Origin of the sequence: Mucilaginibacter sp., from assembly GCF_964263795.1 — a bacterium.
Classification (GTDB): Bacteria; Bacteroidota; Bacteroidia; order Sphingobacteriales; family Sphingobacteriaceae; genus Mucilaginibacter.
The window spans coordinates 1-16,834 of record NZ_CAXVWK010000032.1 but is presented as its reverse complement, the minus strand read 5'-3'; the positions used below and the strand labels follow the sequence as shown (position 1 = coordinate 16,834).

12 protein-coding genes are annotated in these 16,834 nt (G+C 42.3%); 4 read left to right on the top strand and 8 right to left on the bottom strand.

All coding sequences use genetic code 11. From position 1 onward, the window contains the following. Positions 1–21: 21 nt before the first annotated feature. Positions 22–1,494: an alpha-L-fucosidase gene (locus ACE5CV_RS06130; protein WP_374949285.1), complete on the bottom strand. Its 1,473-nt coding sequence runs from the start codon at positions 1,492–1,494 to the stop codon at positions 22–24. A gap of 110 nt (positions 1,495–1,604) precedes the next feature. On the opposite strand from ACE5CV_RS06130, the gene ACE5CV_RS06125 reads away from it, so the two are divergent. Continuing rightward, a complete protein-coding gene (locus ACE5CV_RS06125) occupies positions 1,605–3,752 on the top strand; it encodes a glycoside hydrolase family 3 C-terminal domain-containing protein (RefSeq protein ID WP_374949284.1) in 2,148 nt (715 codons plus the stop codon). A gap of 18 nt (positions 3,753–3,770) precedes the next feature. Further along, complete coding sequence (locus ACE5CV_RS06120) at positions 3,771–4,226, top strand: DUF4268 domain-containing protein (RefSeq protein WP_374949283.1); 456 nt, start codon at positions 3,771–3,773, stop codon at positions 4,224–4,226. Positions 4,227–4,230: 4 nt separating this feature from the next. On the opposite strand, the gene ACE5CV_RS06115 is transcribed toward ACE5CV_RS06120, so the two are convergent. Further along, positions 4,231–4,992 carry a hypothetical protein gene (locus tag ACE5CV_RS06115; RefSeq protein WP_374949282.1) on the bottom strand — a complete coding sequence of 254 codons (762 nt, stop codon included), beginning with the start codon at positions 4,990–4,992 and terminating at the stop codon, positions 4,231–4,233. Between the two features lie 100 nt (positions 4,993–5,092). Here ACE5CV_RS06115 and ACE5CV_RS06110 point away from each other — a divergent pair, with 100 nt between their 5' ends. Beyond that, entirely contained in the window at positions 5,093–6,295 is a 1,203-nt protein-coding gene (locus ACE5CV_RS06110) for a DUF763 domain-containing protein (protein WP_374949281.1), read from the top strand. Here ACE5CV_RS06110 and ACE5CV_RS06105 read toward each other — a convergent pair. Further along, positions 6,287–6,820: a DUF4142 domain-containing protein gene (locus ACE5CV_RS06105; protein WP_374949280.1), complete on the bottom strand. Its 534-nt coding sequence runs from the start codon at positions 6,818–6,820 to the stop codon at positions 6,287–6,289. The genes ACE5CV_RS06110 and ACE5CV_RS06105 overlap by 9 nt on opposite strands. A gap of 154 nt (positions 6,821–6,974) precedes the next feature. Continuing rightward, complete coding sequence (locus ACE5CV_RS06100; RefSeq protein WP_374949279.1) at positions 6,975–9,548, bottom strand: phosphoenolpyruvate carboxylase; 2,574 nt, start codon at positions 9,546–9,548, stop codon at positions 6,975–6,977. Positions 9,549–9,746: 198 nt separating this feature from the next. Here ACE5CV_RS06100 and ACE5CV_RS06095 point away from each other — a divergent pair, with 198 nt between their 5' ends. After that, positions 9,747–11,915: an FUSC family membrane protein gene (locus ACE5CV_RS06095; protein ID WP_374949278.1), complete on the top strand. Its 2,169-nt coding sequence runs from the start codon at positions 9,747–9,749 to the stop codon at positions 11,913–11,915. Positions 11,916–11,921: 6 nt separating this feature from the next. Here ACE5CV_RS06095 and ACE5CV_RS06090 read toward each other — a convergent pair whose 3' ends face one another. The 4 genes from ACE5CV_RS06090 to ACE5CV_RS06075 form a co-directional block, all read right to left on the bottom strand. Further along, positions 11,922–13,277, bottom strand: a complete 1,356-nt coding sequence (locus tag ACE5CV_RS06090; protein ID WP_374949277.1) for a PhoH family protein — start codon at positions 13,275–13,277, stop codon at positions 11,922–11,924. Between the two features lie 962 nt (positions 13,278–14,239). Beyond that, positions 14,240–15,001, bottom strand: coding sequence for a TIGR03915 family putative DNA repair protein (locus ACE5CV_RS06085; RefSeq protein WP_374949276.1), 762 nt, complete (start codon positions 14,999–15,001; stop codon positions 14,240–14,242). Beyond that, on the bottom strand, positions 15,002–16,258 hold the full coding sequence (locus ACE5CV_RS06080; RefSeq protein WP_374949360.1) for a putative DNA modification/repair radical SAM protein: 1,257 nt from the start codon (positions 16,256–16,258) through the stop codon (positions 15,002–15,004). A gap of 75 nt (positions 16,259–16,333) precedes the next feature. Next, positions 16,334–16,834: cation diffusion facilitator family transporter (locus tag ACE5CV_RS06075; protein WP_374949275.1), on the bottom strand; the 501-nt coding region annotated here is incomplete at its 5' end.

Genomic DNA, 16,834 nt, shown 5'->3' with positions numbered 1-16,834 from the left:
CTTTGGTGATGTTTACAGGCATTATCGACTTAATTGATATAAACCAAAATCACTTAACGCAATACAAACAGGCGATTTAGTGATCCTTAATCTCACTTTTTGTGCTCGTACAACTTCTGGCAGTTTGATCAATCGGTTAGGGCCGATACTTGTGGCGGCGGCAATTTGATTCCATTTTCCTTTCAGCCATGCGTCTACTGCTATCTCTTCAATACGCTGTCCCAGCTTGATATTTTCGCGTAATCTGATAACGTCGAAGCTTTGAGGCTTATGCATATCAAAAACTAAATTCGCGGTGGTAACCTTGTCATCCGTCGCCCAATAGCTATATCTGTCATTACCAAGCAAATTGGCAGCCCCAAATTTTAATTTATTGTTGCCCCGTGTATTGCTTGCCGTTAATGTAGCCCCGTTAGCGCGGTTTACCTTAAATGTTTCTGCTAACCTCTGCCCAAATGTTTCAAGTGTTGCTACATCTTGTTTGCTTACCACTCCATCCCTGTTAGGTGCTAAGCCCAGGTCCAGGTCTGCACCGCGGCCAACGCTTTTAAAATAAAGATCCATTAACTGATCAGGTGTTTTAACGGAATCATTCTGCCTTTTGTGGTAGAACCAACCGGGGCGCAATGCTACATCACATTCAGCAGGCATCCAAAACTGTCCATTGCGGTGTCCTTCCGTGCCTTCATAATCTTTTACATAACCGTTACCAGGCCTTTTACCCGGTTCAGGAGCATGTGGCGTATAGGTGGCCCAGCTGGTTTCGCCGGCAATGCCACGTTCGTTGCCTACCCATCTAACATCCGGTCCAACATCTCCAAACAGCACAGCTACCGGTTGCATTTTGCGTGTTATGCCCCAGGTTTCATCCCATCCATAATAATTCGACCGGTCAATCTTACGCACCTCGCGGGCACCGCCATAATAGCCATCGCCGCCGTTGGCACCATCGTGCCATGAAATAAATAGCGGGCCGTAATTAGTGTAAAGTTCTTTTAACTGTTCCCTGTAAACTTTGGTTACATATTCAGGTTTGCCGTATAACGTGCTATTACGGTCCCAGGGTGAGCAATAAACGCCCATCTTCATACCTAACTTGTTGCAGGCATCGCGGTATACTTTCAAAATATCCCCTTTGCCCTTTTTATACGGGCTTTTTGAAATGTTGTGTTCAGTAGTTTTTGTAGGCCACAGGCAAAAACCATCGTGGTGTTTGGCTACAACGATAACTCCTTTGAACCCGCCGGCCTTGGCTGCACCAACAATTTGCAGAGCACTAAATCTGGTTGGGTTAACCAGTTGAGGATCTTCATCGCCATACCCCCATTCTTTGTCGGTATAAGTATCCGGCCCCCAGTGTATGAGGCAATACATTTCTGTTTCGTGCCAGCCAAGCTGTGCCTTTGTAGGTACAGGCCCATAAGGTTTGGGCGCTTGTTGCGCAGTGGTACACAAAGCTATAAACGGCAATAAAAACAGCAGCAGATATTTCATAATCGGTTCTATTGGTTTGCTAAAGTAATTATTCGGGTTGAGTTTATTGGCGCGTTATTTAAACCAACAATGCAATTTTCTTTTTATGTTTAACCATCCATCAGCATCTTATGAAAATTATCCGTTGCGCACTGTTAATGATATTAATGCCCGGCCTGCTGTGTGCACAGGCTCCGGCTTATAAAAACAACAAGTTGCCGTTAAATACACGTGTTAAAGACCTGGTATCACGCTTAACTTTAGAAGAGAAAATCTCGCTGCTGGGTTATAACAGCAAGGCAGTACCCCGCCTTGGCATTCCCGCCTATAACTGGTGGAACGAAGGCCTTCACGGCGTTGCGCGCGCCGGCGAAGCTACCATCTTTCCGCAGGCAATCGGTATGGCGGCAACGTTTAATGATGAGCTGATAAAGCAGGTATCTACGGTTATATCAACCGAAGCAAGGGCAAAATATAACCTGGCTATAGCTCAAGACAGGCACCTGCAATATATGGGCCTTACCTTCTGGACACCTAATATCAACATTTTCCGCGACCCACGTTGGGGCCGCGGGCAGGAAACATATGGCGAAGATCCGTTTCTGACATCGCGCATGGGCGCAGCGTTTGTAAAGGGTTTACAAGGCGATGATCCAAAATATTTAAAAGCCAGTGCCACCGCAAAACACTACGCCGTCCACAGCGGCCCGGAAGCAGGGCGGCACGAGTTCAATGCGATTATCGATGAAAAAGACCTTCGCGAAACATACCTCTACGCTTTTAAGTACCTTGTTGATGGCGGTGTAGAAAGTGTAATGTGCGCATACAACCGCGTTAATGGAGAGCCATGCTGTACAAGTAATACCTTACTCAGCAACATCCTGTTAAAAGAATGGCAGTTTAAAGGCCATGTGGTAACCGATTGCTGGGCACTGGACGATATTTTTTTAAGGCACAAAGTGATGCCTGATGCCGTACATGTTGCAGCTGCCGCTATCAAAGCCGGCGTAGATCTGGATTGCTCAACAATGTTGCAATCCGAAGTGATGAAAGCCGTTAAAATGAAGTTGCTTACGGTGGCCGAGGTAGATAAAGCATTATCTGCCATCCTTCGCACCGAATTTAAATTAGGTTTTTATGACGAACGTACTGCTACACCCTACTATGTGTATGGTGCTGATAGCGTTAATAACGTTAGTCACATCGCCTTAGCGCGTAAAGTTGCGCAGCAAAGCATGGTAATGCTGAAGAACGACGGCAGCATCCTCCCTTTAAACAAAAACAAGTATAGCAGCATAATGGTAGTTGGGCCAAACGCTACATCGTACGATGCAATGTTAGGCAATTACCACGGCGTTAGCAAAGTGATCAATTTTGTAGAAGGAATTACGGCGGCTGTAGGCCCGGGCACCCGGGTAGAATACGATCTGGGTGCAGATAGCCGCGATACTACTCATTTTGGCGGGATATGGGCAGCGCAAAATAGTGATGTCACCGTGGCGGTTTTGGGACTGTCGCCGGTTAATGAAGGTGAAGAAGGTGATGCGTTTCTTGCTGCAGGCGGCGGCGACAGGCTGAATTTAAGCTTACCTGAAAGCCATATCAAGTATCTTAAAAAATTAAGAAAAGAGGTACACAAACCGATTATAGCGGTATTAACTGCAGGCAGCGATATAGATGTAGAAGCCATAGCACCATATGCCGACGCCATAATTTTAGCGTGGTATCCGGGCGAGCAGGGCGGTAACGCACTTGCAGACCTGATCTTCGGTGATGTATCCCCATCGGGACATTTGCCGTTAACTTTTTACAAGTCGCTCGACAATCTGCCAGACTATAAAGACTATAATATGAAAGGCCGTACCTATCGCTACTATAACGGTCCGGTGCAATACCCATTCGGATTCGGGCTCAGCTACACATCATTCAAGTACAGTACAGATGGAAGTTTTAAAGCAGATTACCACCTTGGTGACACCATCACTGTTAACGTAAATATTAACAATACCGGCAACATGGACGGCGATGAAGTGGTACAAGCCTACGTCAAATATCCGCAAAGCGATCGCATGCCTTTAACAGAATTGAAAGCTTTTAAACGTGTTAACGTAGTCAAGGGTGGTAAACAAATCATCACGATAAAAATACCGGTAAACGAATTGCAAAAGTGGGACCTTGCGACCCACAAATGGAAAACTTACCCGGGTAGCTATCGGTTAGTATTAGGCAGCAATTCACAGGATGAAAAGCTTGTTATGCCTTTTAACCTTACTCTGTAAATTTCAACCAGTATCTTAATGTATAGTAAAGACCAGGCAACACAATTAAAACAAGAATTCTGGACAGCATTCGGGCAGTATATGGCACCTGTGTTATCGTCAGAAGGCATGCGTACCAATTGGGTAAACTATAAAACTGGTGTAAAACACGTGTACTTTCGGATGCAGGCAGATACTAAGCAGGCCACAATAGGCATAGAGATAGCCCACCCCGATCTAGACTTGCAGCAACTTTTTTTTGAACAATTCGAGGCTTATAAGAACATACTTAATAGCGCCCTTAATGAGCAATGGGAGTGGCAATTACATGATAGTGATGATTATGGCAAAACTATTAGCCGCATTTACATCAAATTGCAGCCGGTTAGTATATACCAAAAAGGAGACTGGCCGCAGCTAATCTCCTTTTTTAAACCCCGCATTATATTGCTGGACGAATTTTGGAACGATGTTAAATTCGCTTTTGGCGCTTAACAGATTATTTCTTTACGATATGGTAACCCAAACCAAAGCTTGCGGTTGCAAAAAAAGCGCTGTTTTTATCGCTTGGGCCATTAGCCAACTCATGGCCATCAACCTTAAAATCGCTTTGTGCAACGCCAATATGATAGCCCAGCCGTAAACCTAACGGGATGCTGCGCTCGATAGTAGCGTGCTCAAGTTCTTTAGACTTTACTTTAATCAGGTAATCGAAACCCATACCCAGATCAATACCAAATTTGGTTTGATAAAACGTTTTACTTGACGTTTTATTCAAAATCTCTTGCGAAAAGTTCGACACGCTTTCAATACCGGTTTTATCCTTGATGTTGAACATGGCAAGGTTAAGGTTGATGCCTGCAAACGGGTACAGCTGGATGTCCGATCTGTTAGAAAGGTTGTAACCGGTCCTGGCAAACAAAGCCGCCTGAGAGTAACGCGCTTTTATGCCGTTGGCTTCTGATGAATTTGGCAAGCTAAATCCGATGCCATGCTCGTTTACCCATTTTTTATAGGTTTTTTGCATTGCTGCATTTATCCAGTAATTATTGTCAGAAATAGCGGGGATACCGTTATTAGCCAAAAAACCGTTTAACTGGCTAAGATCCGTTTGCCGGTATCCAACCTGCAATAAAGCTGCACCGGAAATATCTTTGTTAAAAAAGCGGTCTTCCATGCTTTGTTTGCGGTACTGCGCTTGTGTAGTTGTTGCGCCGAATAATAAACCGGCTACAAATAATGAGATAAGTATTTTTTTCATAAATAAATTAATGAACGTCTTTATCAGGGCTATAACGTTGGTTAGTCAACATCCGATATACGGATTTTGTTCTTGAAATAGATTTGCTAAATTTGTTAGCATGAAACGTTCCGGCAGCGCCGATCTTCCTTTACATCATGGCTATGTACCGCTTTGGCTTGCTGAACGGATGGGTAAGCTGGGTAATGCTGTAATTGAGAACATCATAATGGATTATGGACAGGACGAAGTGCTGCGCCGGTTGAGTGACCCTTTTTGGTTTCAAAGCTTGGGCGCTGTGATGGGGATGGATTGGCATTCGTCAGGCATCACCACCTCTGTAATGGGTGCGTTGAAACGAACTGTAAATCCACGCAGCCGAGAATTAGGCATTTACATTTGCGGCGGTAAAGGTAAGGCATCAAAACGGACACCTGAAGAATTAATGAACGTATGCAACGCAACCGGACTTAACGGAAACTACCTGATAAAGTGCAGTAAGCTAAGCGCCAAAATAGATAATACAGCAATACAGGACGGGTTTCAGTTGTACATGCACAACTTTATCGTAAATGATAACGGTAAATGGGCGGTAGTTCAGCAAGGCATGAGCGACCTGAGCAGTACGGCAAGACGCTACCACTGGCACTCCGACCAGCTAACCTCTTTTGTAGACGACCCGCATACCAGCATTTACGGTAAAAATAATGGATATATTTTAAACATGGCTGATAAGCTGGCTTCAAACAGCCGTGCTGGAATAATGACTATAGCTGCCGAACAACCGGACAAAATGCTTAAAGAGATCAGAAAATTGGTGATGCCCGATCACCATGATGTACGTGCTAAGGATATTGATTTAAAACGGTTAGGATCGGTATTGTGGCTGGCGCATGAAACCCAACCGAAAGACTTTGAAGAACTAATATTATTACAAGGTTTAGGGCCGCGAACCTTACAATCTTTGGCGCTGGTAAGTGAAGTGATACATGGCACACCATCACGTTTTAAGGACCCGGCAAGGTTTTCCTTTGCACATGGTGGTAAGGATGGCCATCCCTTTCCTGTTCCCCTTAAAGTATATGATGAAACAATTGGCACACTGCAAACTGCTATTCATAAAGCGAAATTAGGTAATGCTGAAAAAATGGAAGCCATTAAACGCTTAACCAATATTGCACAGGCCGCCGAACAGGGTTTTACATCAAACGACAACTTTGATCAAGTAGTTGAAAAAGAAAGGTCAGAATCTTGGATGTACGGCGGCCGGACTGTTTTTGGAAAAGCTAAACCGCCTGTACAACATCAGCTTAAATTATTTTAAACCAGCGCAGATTTTATTCGCTTCTTCCAGGTGACCTTCCAACTTCGGCACTGTTTTGCCTGCAAGGTCATTCACAGCCTTATCAGTATTGTTGGCAGCAGATTTGAAAACTTCTATAGCCTTATGATGATCATCTACCATCACCTGCATATATGCCCTGTCAAACTCCACTCCTGTTTTTAAAGCAAGGCTGGCCAATATTGTTTTGTGATCGTTATTTAATGAATCGCTTATGTTTACCCTTTTATCCGTAGCTAACTTTTTAAGCTCGTTACCTACCTGAGTATGATCGCTCACCATCATTTTGGCAAACTCCAGCACCTTGGGGTTTTGCGATTGCTTTTCAGCAAGTTGTGATAATTGTACTTCGGCGTTGCCCGATTCTATGCCATCTTTTATCAGGGAGATGCCGGTATCATCTACCAGTGTCCTGTCGTTATAATTTTTAGCCTTACGGGTATCGTTGCAGGCTTGTGCCGCAAACAATACTACCAATGTTATAGCAATGCAGAATGATCTTTTCATTTGTAATTAGTAAGCTTATAATAGTGTTACAACAAAGTTAACACCATACGGTTTACTATATTTTTACAATGTAATGATATTGTTAACAAACGCTTATTAAACACAAAAAGCCGGATTGTATAAACAGTCCGGCTTTTTATAAATTGATTGACTATCAGACCAGGTTGCGGCCAGCATTTATAATGCCATATACCGTACGGATCACCAGCTTATTGTAAATGCCGGTCATTTCTTCATCATCGGTTTTACTTAAAAGCTGTAATGCGTAATGCTGGATGATCACCAGCGGCAGCACTATTTTTTCACGGATAGCTATAGACCTTCTTTCAACCGGGAATTCCTCCATTATCAAGTCGGTATCAGTAAGTTCTAATAATAAATTTTTGGTAAGCTCAAACTCATCACGCAGGCCTTTCCAAAATTCTCCAAACTGTTCATCGTCTTCCAGGTAACCCGTTACCCTAAAATCTGATTTAGACATCGACATCATACAATTATCCACCATGGTTTTAAAAAAACCCGACGAGTAATACAGGTCTTTTACCTCCTGCCAGTGCCCGCCGTCTTTCATTTTTTTCAAGGCGGTTCCCATGCCATAAAATCCCGGGATGCTCTGTTTTAACTGGCTCCATGAGGTAACAAAGCTAATAGCCCTCAGATCTTCCAGTTTGAGCTTGGCGCCGGGGTTTCGCTTGGTTGGCCGGCTACTGATATTGATCTGTGAGAGTAATTTAAGCGGACTAAATTTTTCAAGATACTCTACAAATAGCGGATCTTCCCTTAACGCCAGGAATAAACGGTGACTTTCCTCAGCCATTTCAGAGATAAGTGACTTGTGCCTGTCGTCTAACAAATCCTGATGATTAGGGTGCAGCGCTGAAGTTATACCCGCATTAATCAGCTGCTCTGTATTGAAACGTGCTGTTTCAACGGAACCATACTGCGAACTTACGGTTTGCCCCTGGATGGTGAGCTGGATATTATCATTCGCAATCTCCTTACCCATAGATGCATAGAACCGGTGTGTTTTACCACCGCCACGGGCAGGCGGTCCGCCCCTCCCATCGAAAAATGCAAGGGCAATTCCGTACTTGCGGGCCATGGCAGTAAGTTCAACCTTGGCCTTATAAATACTCCAATTAGCCATCAGGTAGCCACCATCTTTGGTGCTGTCACTAAAGCCTAACATAATGGTTTGTTTATTGCCACGGCGTTTTAAATGTGATTTGTAGAACGAATGGGTGTAAAGCTTTTCCATCACATCGCCTGCATGCTTAAGATCGTTAACGGTTTCAAAAAGCGGCATAAAATCTACGCTCAGCTTATCTTTTTCCCATCCGCTCCATAAAAACAGATCAATAAGCTGCAAAATATCAGTCGCTTGCTGGCAGTTGCTAATTATAAAACGCTGGCTTCCTTTTTCACCGTTGTTATGCTGAATTTGTTTCATCAGCCTGATGGTGTCCAGCGTATCGCGGGTCATATCGTCTTCGGTTTCCGGGCATTTATAATCCGCCTGATTAAACGGAAGGCTTTTTATTTTGGCTTCTTCAGTTTGATTTTGGTAGTCTTTAGGTACACCTGTGTAGATCTTGGTGGTGCAATATTTAAACACATCACGCAGGATGCGGCTGTCCTGGCGGATATCTAACGTGGCAAAGTATGAGCCGAATAGTTGTACTTTTTGAATCAGGTTATCTACAATATTTACAAAAAGGCCATCGTGGCTGGTAAGTAAAGTATCGCGCATTGATCGCAGCGATTTCAGCAATTCGGGCTGCAGGTCTTTAGGCTTTTCTTGCGGATTGAATGCATTATCGTAAAGTAATTTCTCCAGTGTCGCCAGGTCGTCGTCAAATCCTCTGAAAGTAATGCGCCTTTTAAGCACCCTGAAATCGCGGTAGTAGCAACGGAAAATTGTCTGCCTCAGCAATGTTGCAATCTCTTTTGTAGTTTCGGTTGTAACATTTGGGTTGCCATCGCGGTCGCCGCCCGGCCAAAAACCTAATTCCAGTACCTGGTGGCTGCCATCAAGTTCAAACTCTTCTTCCAATTTTGACTGGATGCCCGATAGCGCATGGTAAAAAATATTCTCCAGGAACCAAACAAGGCTTACCGCCTCATCAACAGGTGTTGGCGATGTTTTATTAAAGAACGGGGTTTTACCTAACTGTTGAAGTAAAACATCGATACTGGTAATGTCGTTAGTTTTTAGCGCCTCAATAAGGTCTGTCATTATTCCTAACACCGTGCCCGGATAAAACTGGGTTGGGTGTGCGGTAAGCACCAGCCTAAGGGAAAACTCTTTTAACTGCTCGCTAATTTTAGCCCTTGCCTGTTCACTTACGGATGCCTGCTGGATAAGATTTTGGAGTGTGCCGGAATCATCCGACCTGCCAACTTTCCCAAATGAGGAATCTTCAATCGCGTCAAACAAAACTACCTGACGTTCAATGTATTGGATGAACCTAAATAAACGATTTAATTGCTCACGGTGATCAATATCAGGTGCGTATTTCTTAAAAAAAGATTCGATTATAGCTGACGGCGAGTTGTTACCGGCCACTTCTTTTTCGCAATGCGAACTAAAAAATGGCAACAGAATGCCGGTATCCTTTACCTGGTAAAAGGGCAAAGTTTGAAATAAGCTGTTGTATAATTCAAAACGTTTTACAACCTCATAGTTAAAAGTTGTTTCTTTTTGAGTAAGCCTTTGAGTTGATGGCATAATAAATACAGGTTTAGCAATTTTAAGGCCCGTTTACCAGGCTTCAGTCGGTGAATTTAGTTATCTAAATTTTAAATCAGGCTTTTAACTGGAAATTTAATAACAGTTAAACCATATTGATGCAATATTGGTTATAACAACCCTTTCAAACTTTATTTGTTTAAATTTGCACTTACAAATCACCACCTTACTTTCTGCATGAATAACTATAAACGAGAGATAAAAAGCTTTTTTTACAGCCAATATTTTTCGGATGGTTTACGCATTTCTACAGGCATTCTGCTCCCCTCGCTGGTAATGTTGCAATTGGGTAATTTTAACCTGGGTTTAACACTTTCACTTGGCGCGCTATGTATCTGTACAATTGACAGCCCGGGCCCGGTGTCGCATAAGCGCAATGCAATGGCTATTGGTAATCTTGGATTGTTTATGGTTGCCGTTATAACCGGTTTTGCCAGGCTTAATGTTTACACAATGGGTCTCGAGATCGTTTTGTTCAGCTTTCTCTTTTCCATGTTCAATGTCTATGGCAACCGGGCAGCTTCTGTTGGAACAAGTTCTGTTTTGGTGATGATCTTTATGATGGACAAGGAAGTACCACCACCCGAGTTATTGGAGTATAGCTTAACCATATTAGCTGGCGGTATCTGGTACATGATCTTTAGCCTGATATTTTTTGGCATCCGGCCATACAGGGCGGCGCAGCAAACCCTTGGTGAAAATGTAGCGGATATAGCTAAATTTTTGCGGATAAAAGCTGATTTTTATCGGCATGAAGTAGATATCGACGAAAACTACCGCAAGCTTGTATTGAAGCAAATTCAGGTGAGTAACCATCAGGATGCCGTACGCGAGATGCTATTTAAAAGCCGTTTGATGGTAAAGGAATCTACCGGAGCCAGCAGGATTTTAGTGCTCACCTTTATAGATCTGGTTGATATGTTTGAGCAGATCATGGCAACTCACTACGATTATTCGCAGATAAGGGAAAGGTTTGAAAAAACAGGTATACTCGAAGAAATTGCTGAATACCTGCACCATGTTGCTTCAGAATTGGACAACATCGGCTATGCAATACTGGCCAACTCACGTCCCGAAAAAACGAGTAATCTCGAATTTAGGCTTGAGCAATTAAAATTAAAAATAGATGCCATAGGGCTGGATGACAAAGAGACCAGCAACCTTGTGTTAAAGAAGATCCTGATCAACCTTCGAGACTTGACAAAAAGCATCAGCAATTTATTTAAATACTACCATTCTAAGGCATCCGACAGTTTATTGAACACCAATAGCGCCGACGTTGAGTATTCAAAATTTGTAACCCACCAGGATTATGCCCCTCACATTTTTTTTGACAACCTGGCGTTTGCGTCTGCTACATTTAAGCATGCGTTCAGAGTTTCGTTGGTATGTTTGGTGGGCTATATCACTTCTAAATACATATCCTTTGGCGGCCATAGCTATTGGGTATTGTTAACTATAATTGTAATTCTGAAACCCGGTTTTAGCCTTTCAAAACAACGTAACTATCAACGGCTTATAGGTACAATTGGCGGCGGAGTGATCGGTATTTTTATCTTATCGTTCATACCAGATAAAACGGTACAATTTGTATTGCTGGTTGTATTGATGATCGGCACTTACAGCTTTTTGCGGCTTAATTATATCGTGAGCGTTATATTTATGACGCCCTACGTGCTTATACTCTTTAAATTCCTGGGTTTGGGCCAGATCAACATTTTTCAGGAGCGGATCCTTGACACGCTTATAGGGTCGACAATTGCGTTTATTGCCAGTTATCTCATCTTTCCAACCTGGGAGTTTGAGCAGATCAAAGAAACATTGTCGTCAGTTATAACAGCCAACATCAATTATTTAAAAAAGATAGCCGCAAGCATTGCCGGCAAAGAGGTTACCGTAACAGATTACAAGCTTGCACGTAAAGATGTGTACGTAAACTCGGCCAACCTATCGGCCACATTTGAGCGAATGACATCTGAACCGAAAAGTAAACAACGAAATATTAAGGATATCCATAAATTTGTTGTGCTAAATCATATACTGTCTTCCTATACTGCAAATATCGCTACAGCACTGATCCGCTCAGGCCCTCAAAAACCACACATGGATACACTGAAACTGGTTAAACGGAGCATTGCAGTTTTAAGTGATACAAACAAGAAACTTAAAGGGGAATCAATCCTACCGGAACCTCCACAAACCGGGCACTTAAAAACGGATTCGATCAAACCCGAACCGGAAAAAATACCGTTGACTGCAGACGATATACTGATGGAAGAGCAACTTGGCTTTATCAACAAGATCAGCATTGATATTGCCAAGGTTACAGAATATGCTATGAGATAACCGGTATTATAACAAATCGTTAGCGAGGTTCGCCAGTTCGCTTCGCTCGCCTTTTTGCAATGTAATGTGGGCATAAAGCGGGTGCCCTTTGGCTTTATCTATCAGGTACGATAAGCCATTACTCTCTGCATCCAAATATGGCGTATCAATTTGATAAATATCGCCTGTAAATACAAACTTGCTATTTTCCCCGGCTCGGGAAATGATCGTCTTTACTTCGTGTGGCGTTAAATTTTGTGCTTCATCTACAATAAAAAAGATCTTACTAAGTGTGCGGCCACGAATAAAGGCAAGCGGCGTGATCGATATTTTATCATTTGCTACCAACTCATCTATCTTGGCCTGCATTTTTTCGTCTTCGGCAAACTGGTCTTTTATAAACTTAAGGTTATCCCAGATGGGCGCCATGTAAGGATCTATTTTTGATTTTACATCGCCCGGCAAAAAGCCAATATCTTTATTGCTTAACGGCACAATGGGCCGGGTAACAAATATTTGACGGTAATGCTTGCGCTGCTCCAATGCACTTGCGAGTGCCAGTAACGTTTTACCTGTGCCGGCGTTGCCCTGTATGGTAACCAGCTTAATATCCGGATGCAGCAGTGCGTGGATAGCAAAAGCCTGCTCGGGGTTGCGCGGGTAAATATTTAGTGCGGGTTGATCGGTAACTTTTTCAACCTGGCCGCTTTGCGAGTTATAAAACCCCGAAGCGGCGGTGCCGCTCTTGCTGTTTAATATGTAAAATTGATTACCTGCACCGGGTTCTATTTCAAAATCATTGCCCGGCAATACATCGTTTTTGTTGAGTTTGCCAAGCAGCTTTTCGGTAACTTTATTCAACACGGTTTTGCCGCTGTAAAGTTCATCCAGGTTTTTTACTTTGCCCGTTTCATAATCCTCGGCATTGAGGTTTAACGACTTGGCTTTTAAGCGCAGACAGATATCTTTAGATACCAGAATCACCTTTTTATCAGGATTTTCAAACTGAACCCCAAGTGCAGCATTCAGTATGCGGTGATCTAACTTCTCCGATCCGAACACCAGTTCAGCATCGGCACTGCTATTTTTGACATCTAAAATCACCTTGAAACTTCCCTTACTTTTCCCATTCAGCGGAATCCATTGATTGATAAGGCGGTTTTTGGACATATCATCCATCAACCGGATAAAACTGCGGGCCTCAAAGTTACGGGTATCGTTACCGCTCTTCATGTTATCCAATTCTTCCAATACCTGTATAGGTATGGCCACATCGTGCTCCTGGAAGTTTTCAAAAGCGTTATGATCATAAAGGATAACAGAGGTATCCAGTACAAATATTTTTTTCTTCCGGTCCAATTTATCTGCAGTATCCTTAGTCATGCACACAAAGTAGGCTTTTTGATTGGGAGTAATAAAAAATGTTGGGAAAATGGTGAGTGTGGAAAGGTTGATGGGTAATTTATCCGTCAGTCAGTAAAGTGGTACTTTACAAATCTTTATAAATTGGCTTAAAATAGGAAAACGGAAGCCTACTCTTGCGAATTGACTTCCGTTTCCTGACCTGTTGACTGACCATAGCCACTCAAAGGCTAACAAGTTTTGTGTAAATTAACCGACCTGATCTCTTCTTTGTTAATTGCTAACGCTGATGATCTTTACTCATTTAAATAATGATGAAACCAAATGTTGACATGAATTGCGTACTTTGCCTGTCTCCTTGCGGAGGTAACTCCATCAATTCCGTTCAACGCTGCTTAATCCTTACCCTTGCGGGACACTGACTAAGTATTGTTATCTGCGGAACCTGATATTGTTGATCTCCCGAGGGGAAGTCGACTCTGTCGTTATCCTTGCAACGCTGATTGATCAAATTCAATTGAATGCTGATTGCTCATTGTTTGCTAACGCCGATTGCTTCAAGGTCATTATAAAACCTGCCTTCTTCCATAGAATTTTGCAGCGTTTATAATACCTCTTTAATTACAACATCTTCGTAAATTACTTTCGTATTTTGTTTCTGTTTATGTAATTCAGGCACTTCCCTTATCTTTAGTTCGCCCGAAAGTCCACCCGATTAAGTTTCTGTTATCCTGTAAGGCTGTCAAAGTACGTCGTTCTTGTTGATTACAATATAGGAACATAAATGCATTTCTGTCAAGTACTTTTTGAGTTTTCTTTTTAACACGTTATTAACAGCAATTTAATAGTTATAAACACACCAATTACATTTATGCAGATATAAAAAAGTAATCTTTAATCACTTTATAAACAATTGAGATATTAACAATTTATAAACTAAGAAAACTCAAACAGCAATCCTGAAAGCGCGCAATTTGTAAAAATTAAATTTTTTCTGTCAAATGCCGCCAATATCTTTTGGGAATGTGACGTATGTGCAGCTTAGTATTTTTACGCGATTTAATATTAACACTGTTAAAATAATTTTTCCAAAGGTGCTGATAAATGCCTTCGTCTTCACAAAAAGCAGCCATTGCCTGCCCCGGTTTATTATTTTCTGCAAAATCCAGGGTAATATATTCTGTGTTATGCAAATCGTAGTAAATTCCGTAATTCCGTTTAAGATCATAAATTATCCAGCGTTGATCGGCATAACGGCTTCTAAAATGCTTGACAAGTAAGGGCAGAACATTAAAGTCGGGTTCAACAGCCGCGTAAAAGCTGCCGTCACTTAATTTCTGGAACCTAACAAACGCTTCCATCCTGTGCTTTTCACGTCTCATCATTCGCACCAGTTCAGAAACGCGCATTACCAACCGGTTTCCATAATCTTCTTCTATATTTTCATTTGTATCAAAAGCGTATCTAATATACCCTACCAAATTATTGTCCTCTCCATCTATTTCCGAAAGATGCGCGGCATATAATCGCTGTATCCCCATTGGAGATAATTTCAATTTTAAGCCTTTTAAAACCCTGGCAGCACGTGTTTCTTCGGTAACAACTGTAATAACCTGCTCAAACATCGCAGCATTGTGATGGCCGGTTTTGACCAGGTTCACCAGCCCCAGTTTATGCTCATAAACCTCAAACACTGCCGTCAGGAGCCCCTCGAACGTGCCATCATAAATCAGCGTAGTTATCATTTAAAATAAATTGAGCTGCGTTTGGGTGTTTTTTAAATATTTGCTTTGTGATGTAGCCAGTATAAATTGTTTGATATTGTTGCCGGTGAGGTCGCGGCGTTCAAATTCTTTACTGCTACAGGTTATAAAATATCTGGCACGGTTAAGGCTCACTCCTATCTTTTTTAGTTGCTCCCAATTAAGTTTGCCAAATTTGCGGGCACTTACTATTTTTTGGGCAGATAGTAACCCCACGCCCGGCACACGCAATATCATCTGCAAGTCTGCTTTATTGATATCAACCGGAAAGGCGTGCATATTCCTGATGGCCCAACCCAATTTAGGGTCAATATCCAAATCCAGATAAGGTTGCTGATTATTCACAATTTCATTCACTTTAAAACCGTAAAAACGCATCAGCCAATCAGCCTGGTAAAGTCGGTTCTCGCGCACCATTGGTACTGCGGTATTTAGCGCGGGCAGCCGGCTATCTGCCAACACAGGAACATAACCCGAGTAATAAACCCTTTTAAGATTAAAATTTTTATAGAAATAATTGGCGGCTTGCAATACCTGACTATCATTTTCAGGAGTGGCACCAATTATCACCTGGGTGCTTTGCCCGGCGGGCGCGAATATCGGCGCCTTTTTAAAGAGCTTTTTTTCTTCAGTACGTTGAAGGATCGCATTTTTGAGGTAACCCATCGGCTTGATCATATCCGCCTGATTTTTATCCGGGGCCAGCAATTTTAAGCCAACCTCTGTAGGCATTTCTAAATTAACGCTCAATCGGTCGGCATACAACCCGGCTTCATTCATTAATTCATCACTCGCACCGGGGATAGATTTCAAATGAATATAGCCATTAAAGTTGTGCTCGGTACGGAGTTTTTTTGCCACCCGTACCAACCGCTCCATTGTAAAGTCAGCGTCTTTAAAAATACCCGAGCTTAAAAACAACCCTTCGATATAATTGCGGCGATAAAAGTTAATTGTGAGATCAACTACTTCCTGTACAGTGAAGGCAGCCCTTTTAATATCGTTGGTTTTTCGGGATACACAGTAGGCGCAATCAAAAATGCAATGATTGGTGAGCAAAATTTTAAGCAACGAAACACAGCGTCCGTCTTCCGTATAGGAATGGCAAATACCATTACTGACATTACCTAATCCTTTATTTTCATTTTTACGCTTGCTGCCGCTTGATGAACATGAAACATCATATTTAGCCGCATCTGCTAAAATATTTAACTTTTCCGTAATCCTCTCTGCATCCATATCCATCAAAATTACTAATAATATTAGCAATTACGTCGTATATAATGGATATATTTACAGAATTTTAAAAATAATTTATTCCATATAGGTGTCCTGATGCGCGATAGTTTCCGGTTGAATAATAACAAACCGAACTAGATTCCATTGCGCCTTTACATCTGCACGAATCCGGTCGATAGCTTTATTGATTTCGGCAGTGTCCAAATCATTATTAAAATTCAGGATCAGCATTAATAAGATCTCGTCCGGCGATTGATAAGTAGACAGGATATGCATCACCTTGGTAACGGCCTTGTCTTTTTCAACCAATTGACAGATCCTGGTTTTCGTTTCGGGCGAAATACCTTCGCCCATCAATAAGCTGCGGCTTTCACGTGCCAGGATAGCTGATACAGCCACTAATATCAACCCTACTAATATAGAGGCTACACCATCCAGCACCGGCATATGATAATGATGGTTTAAAAACGTACAGATCAACACAATAAATAGGCCGGCAACAGCGGCTCCATCTTCAAACAACACCAAAAAATTTGATGGGTCTTTACTTTTCACAATGGCTTCCCACCAGGGCGT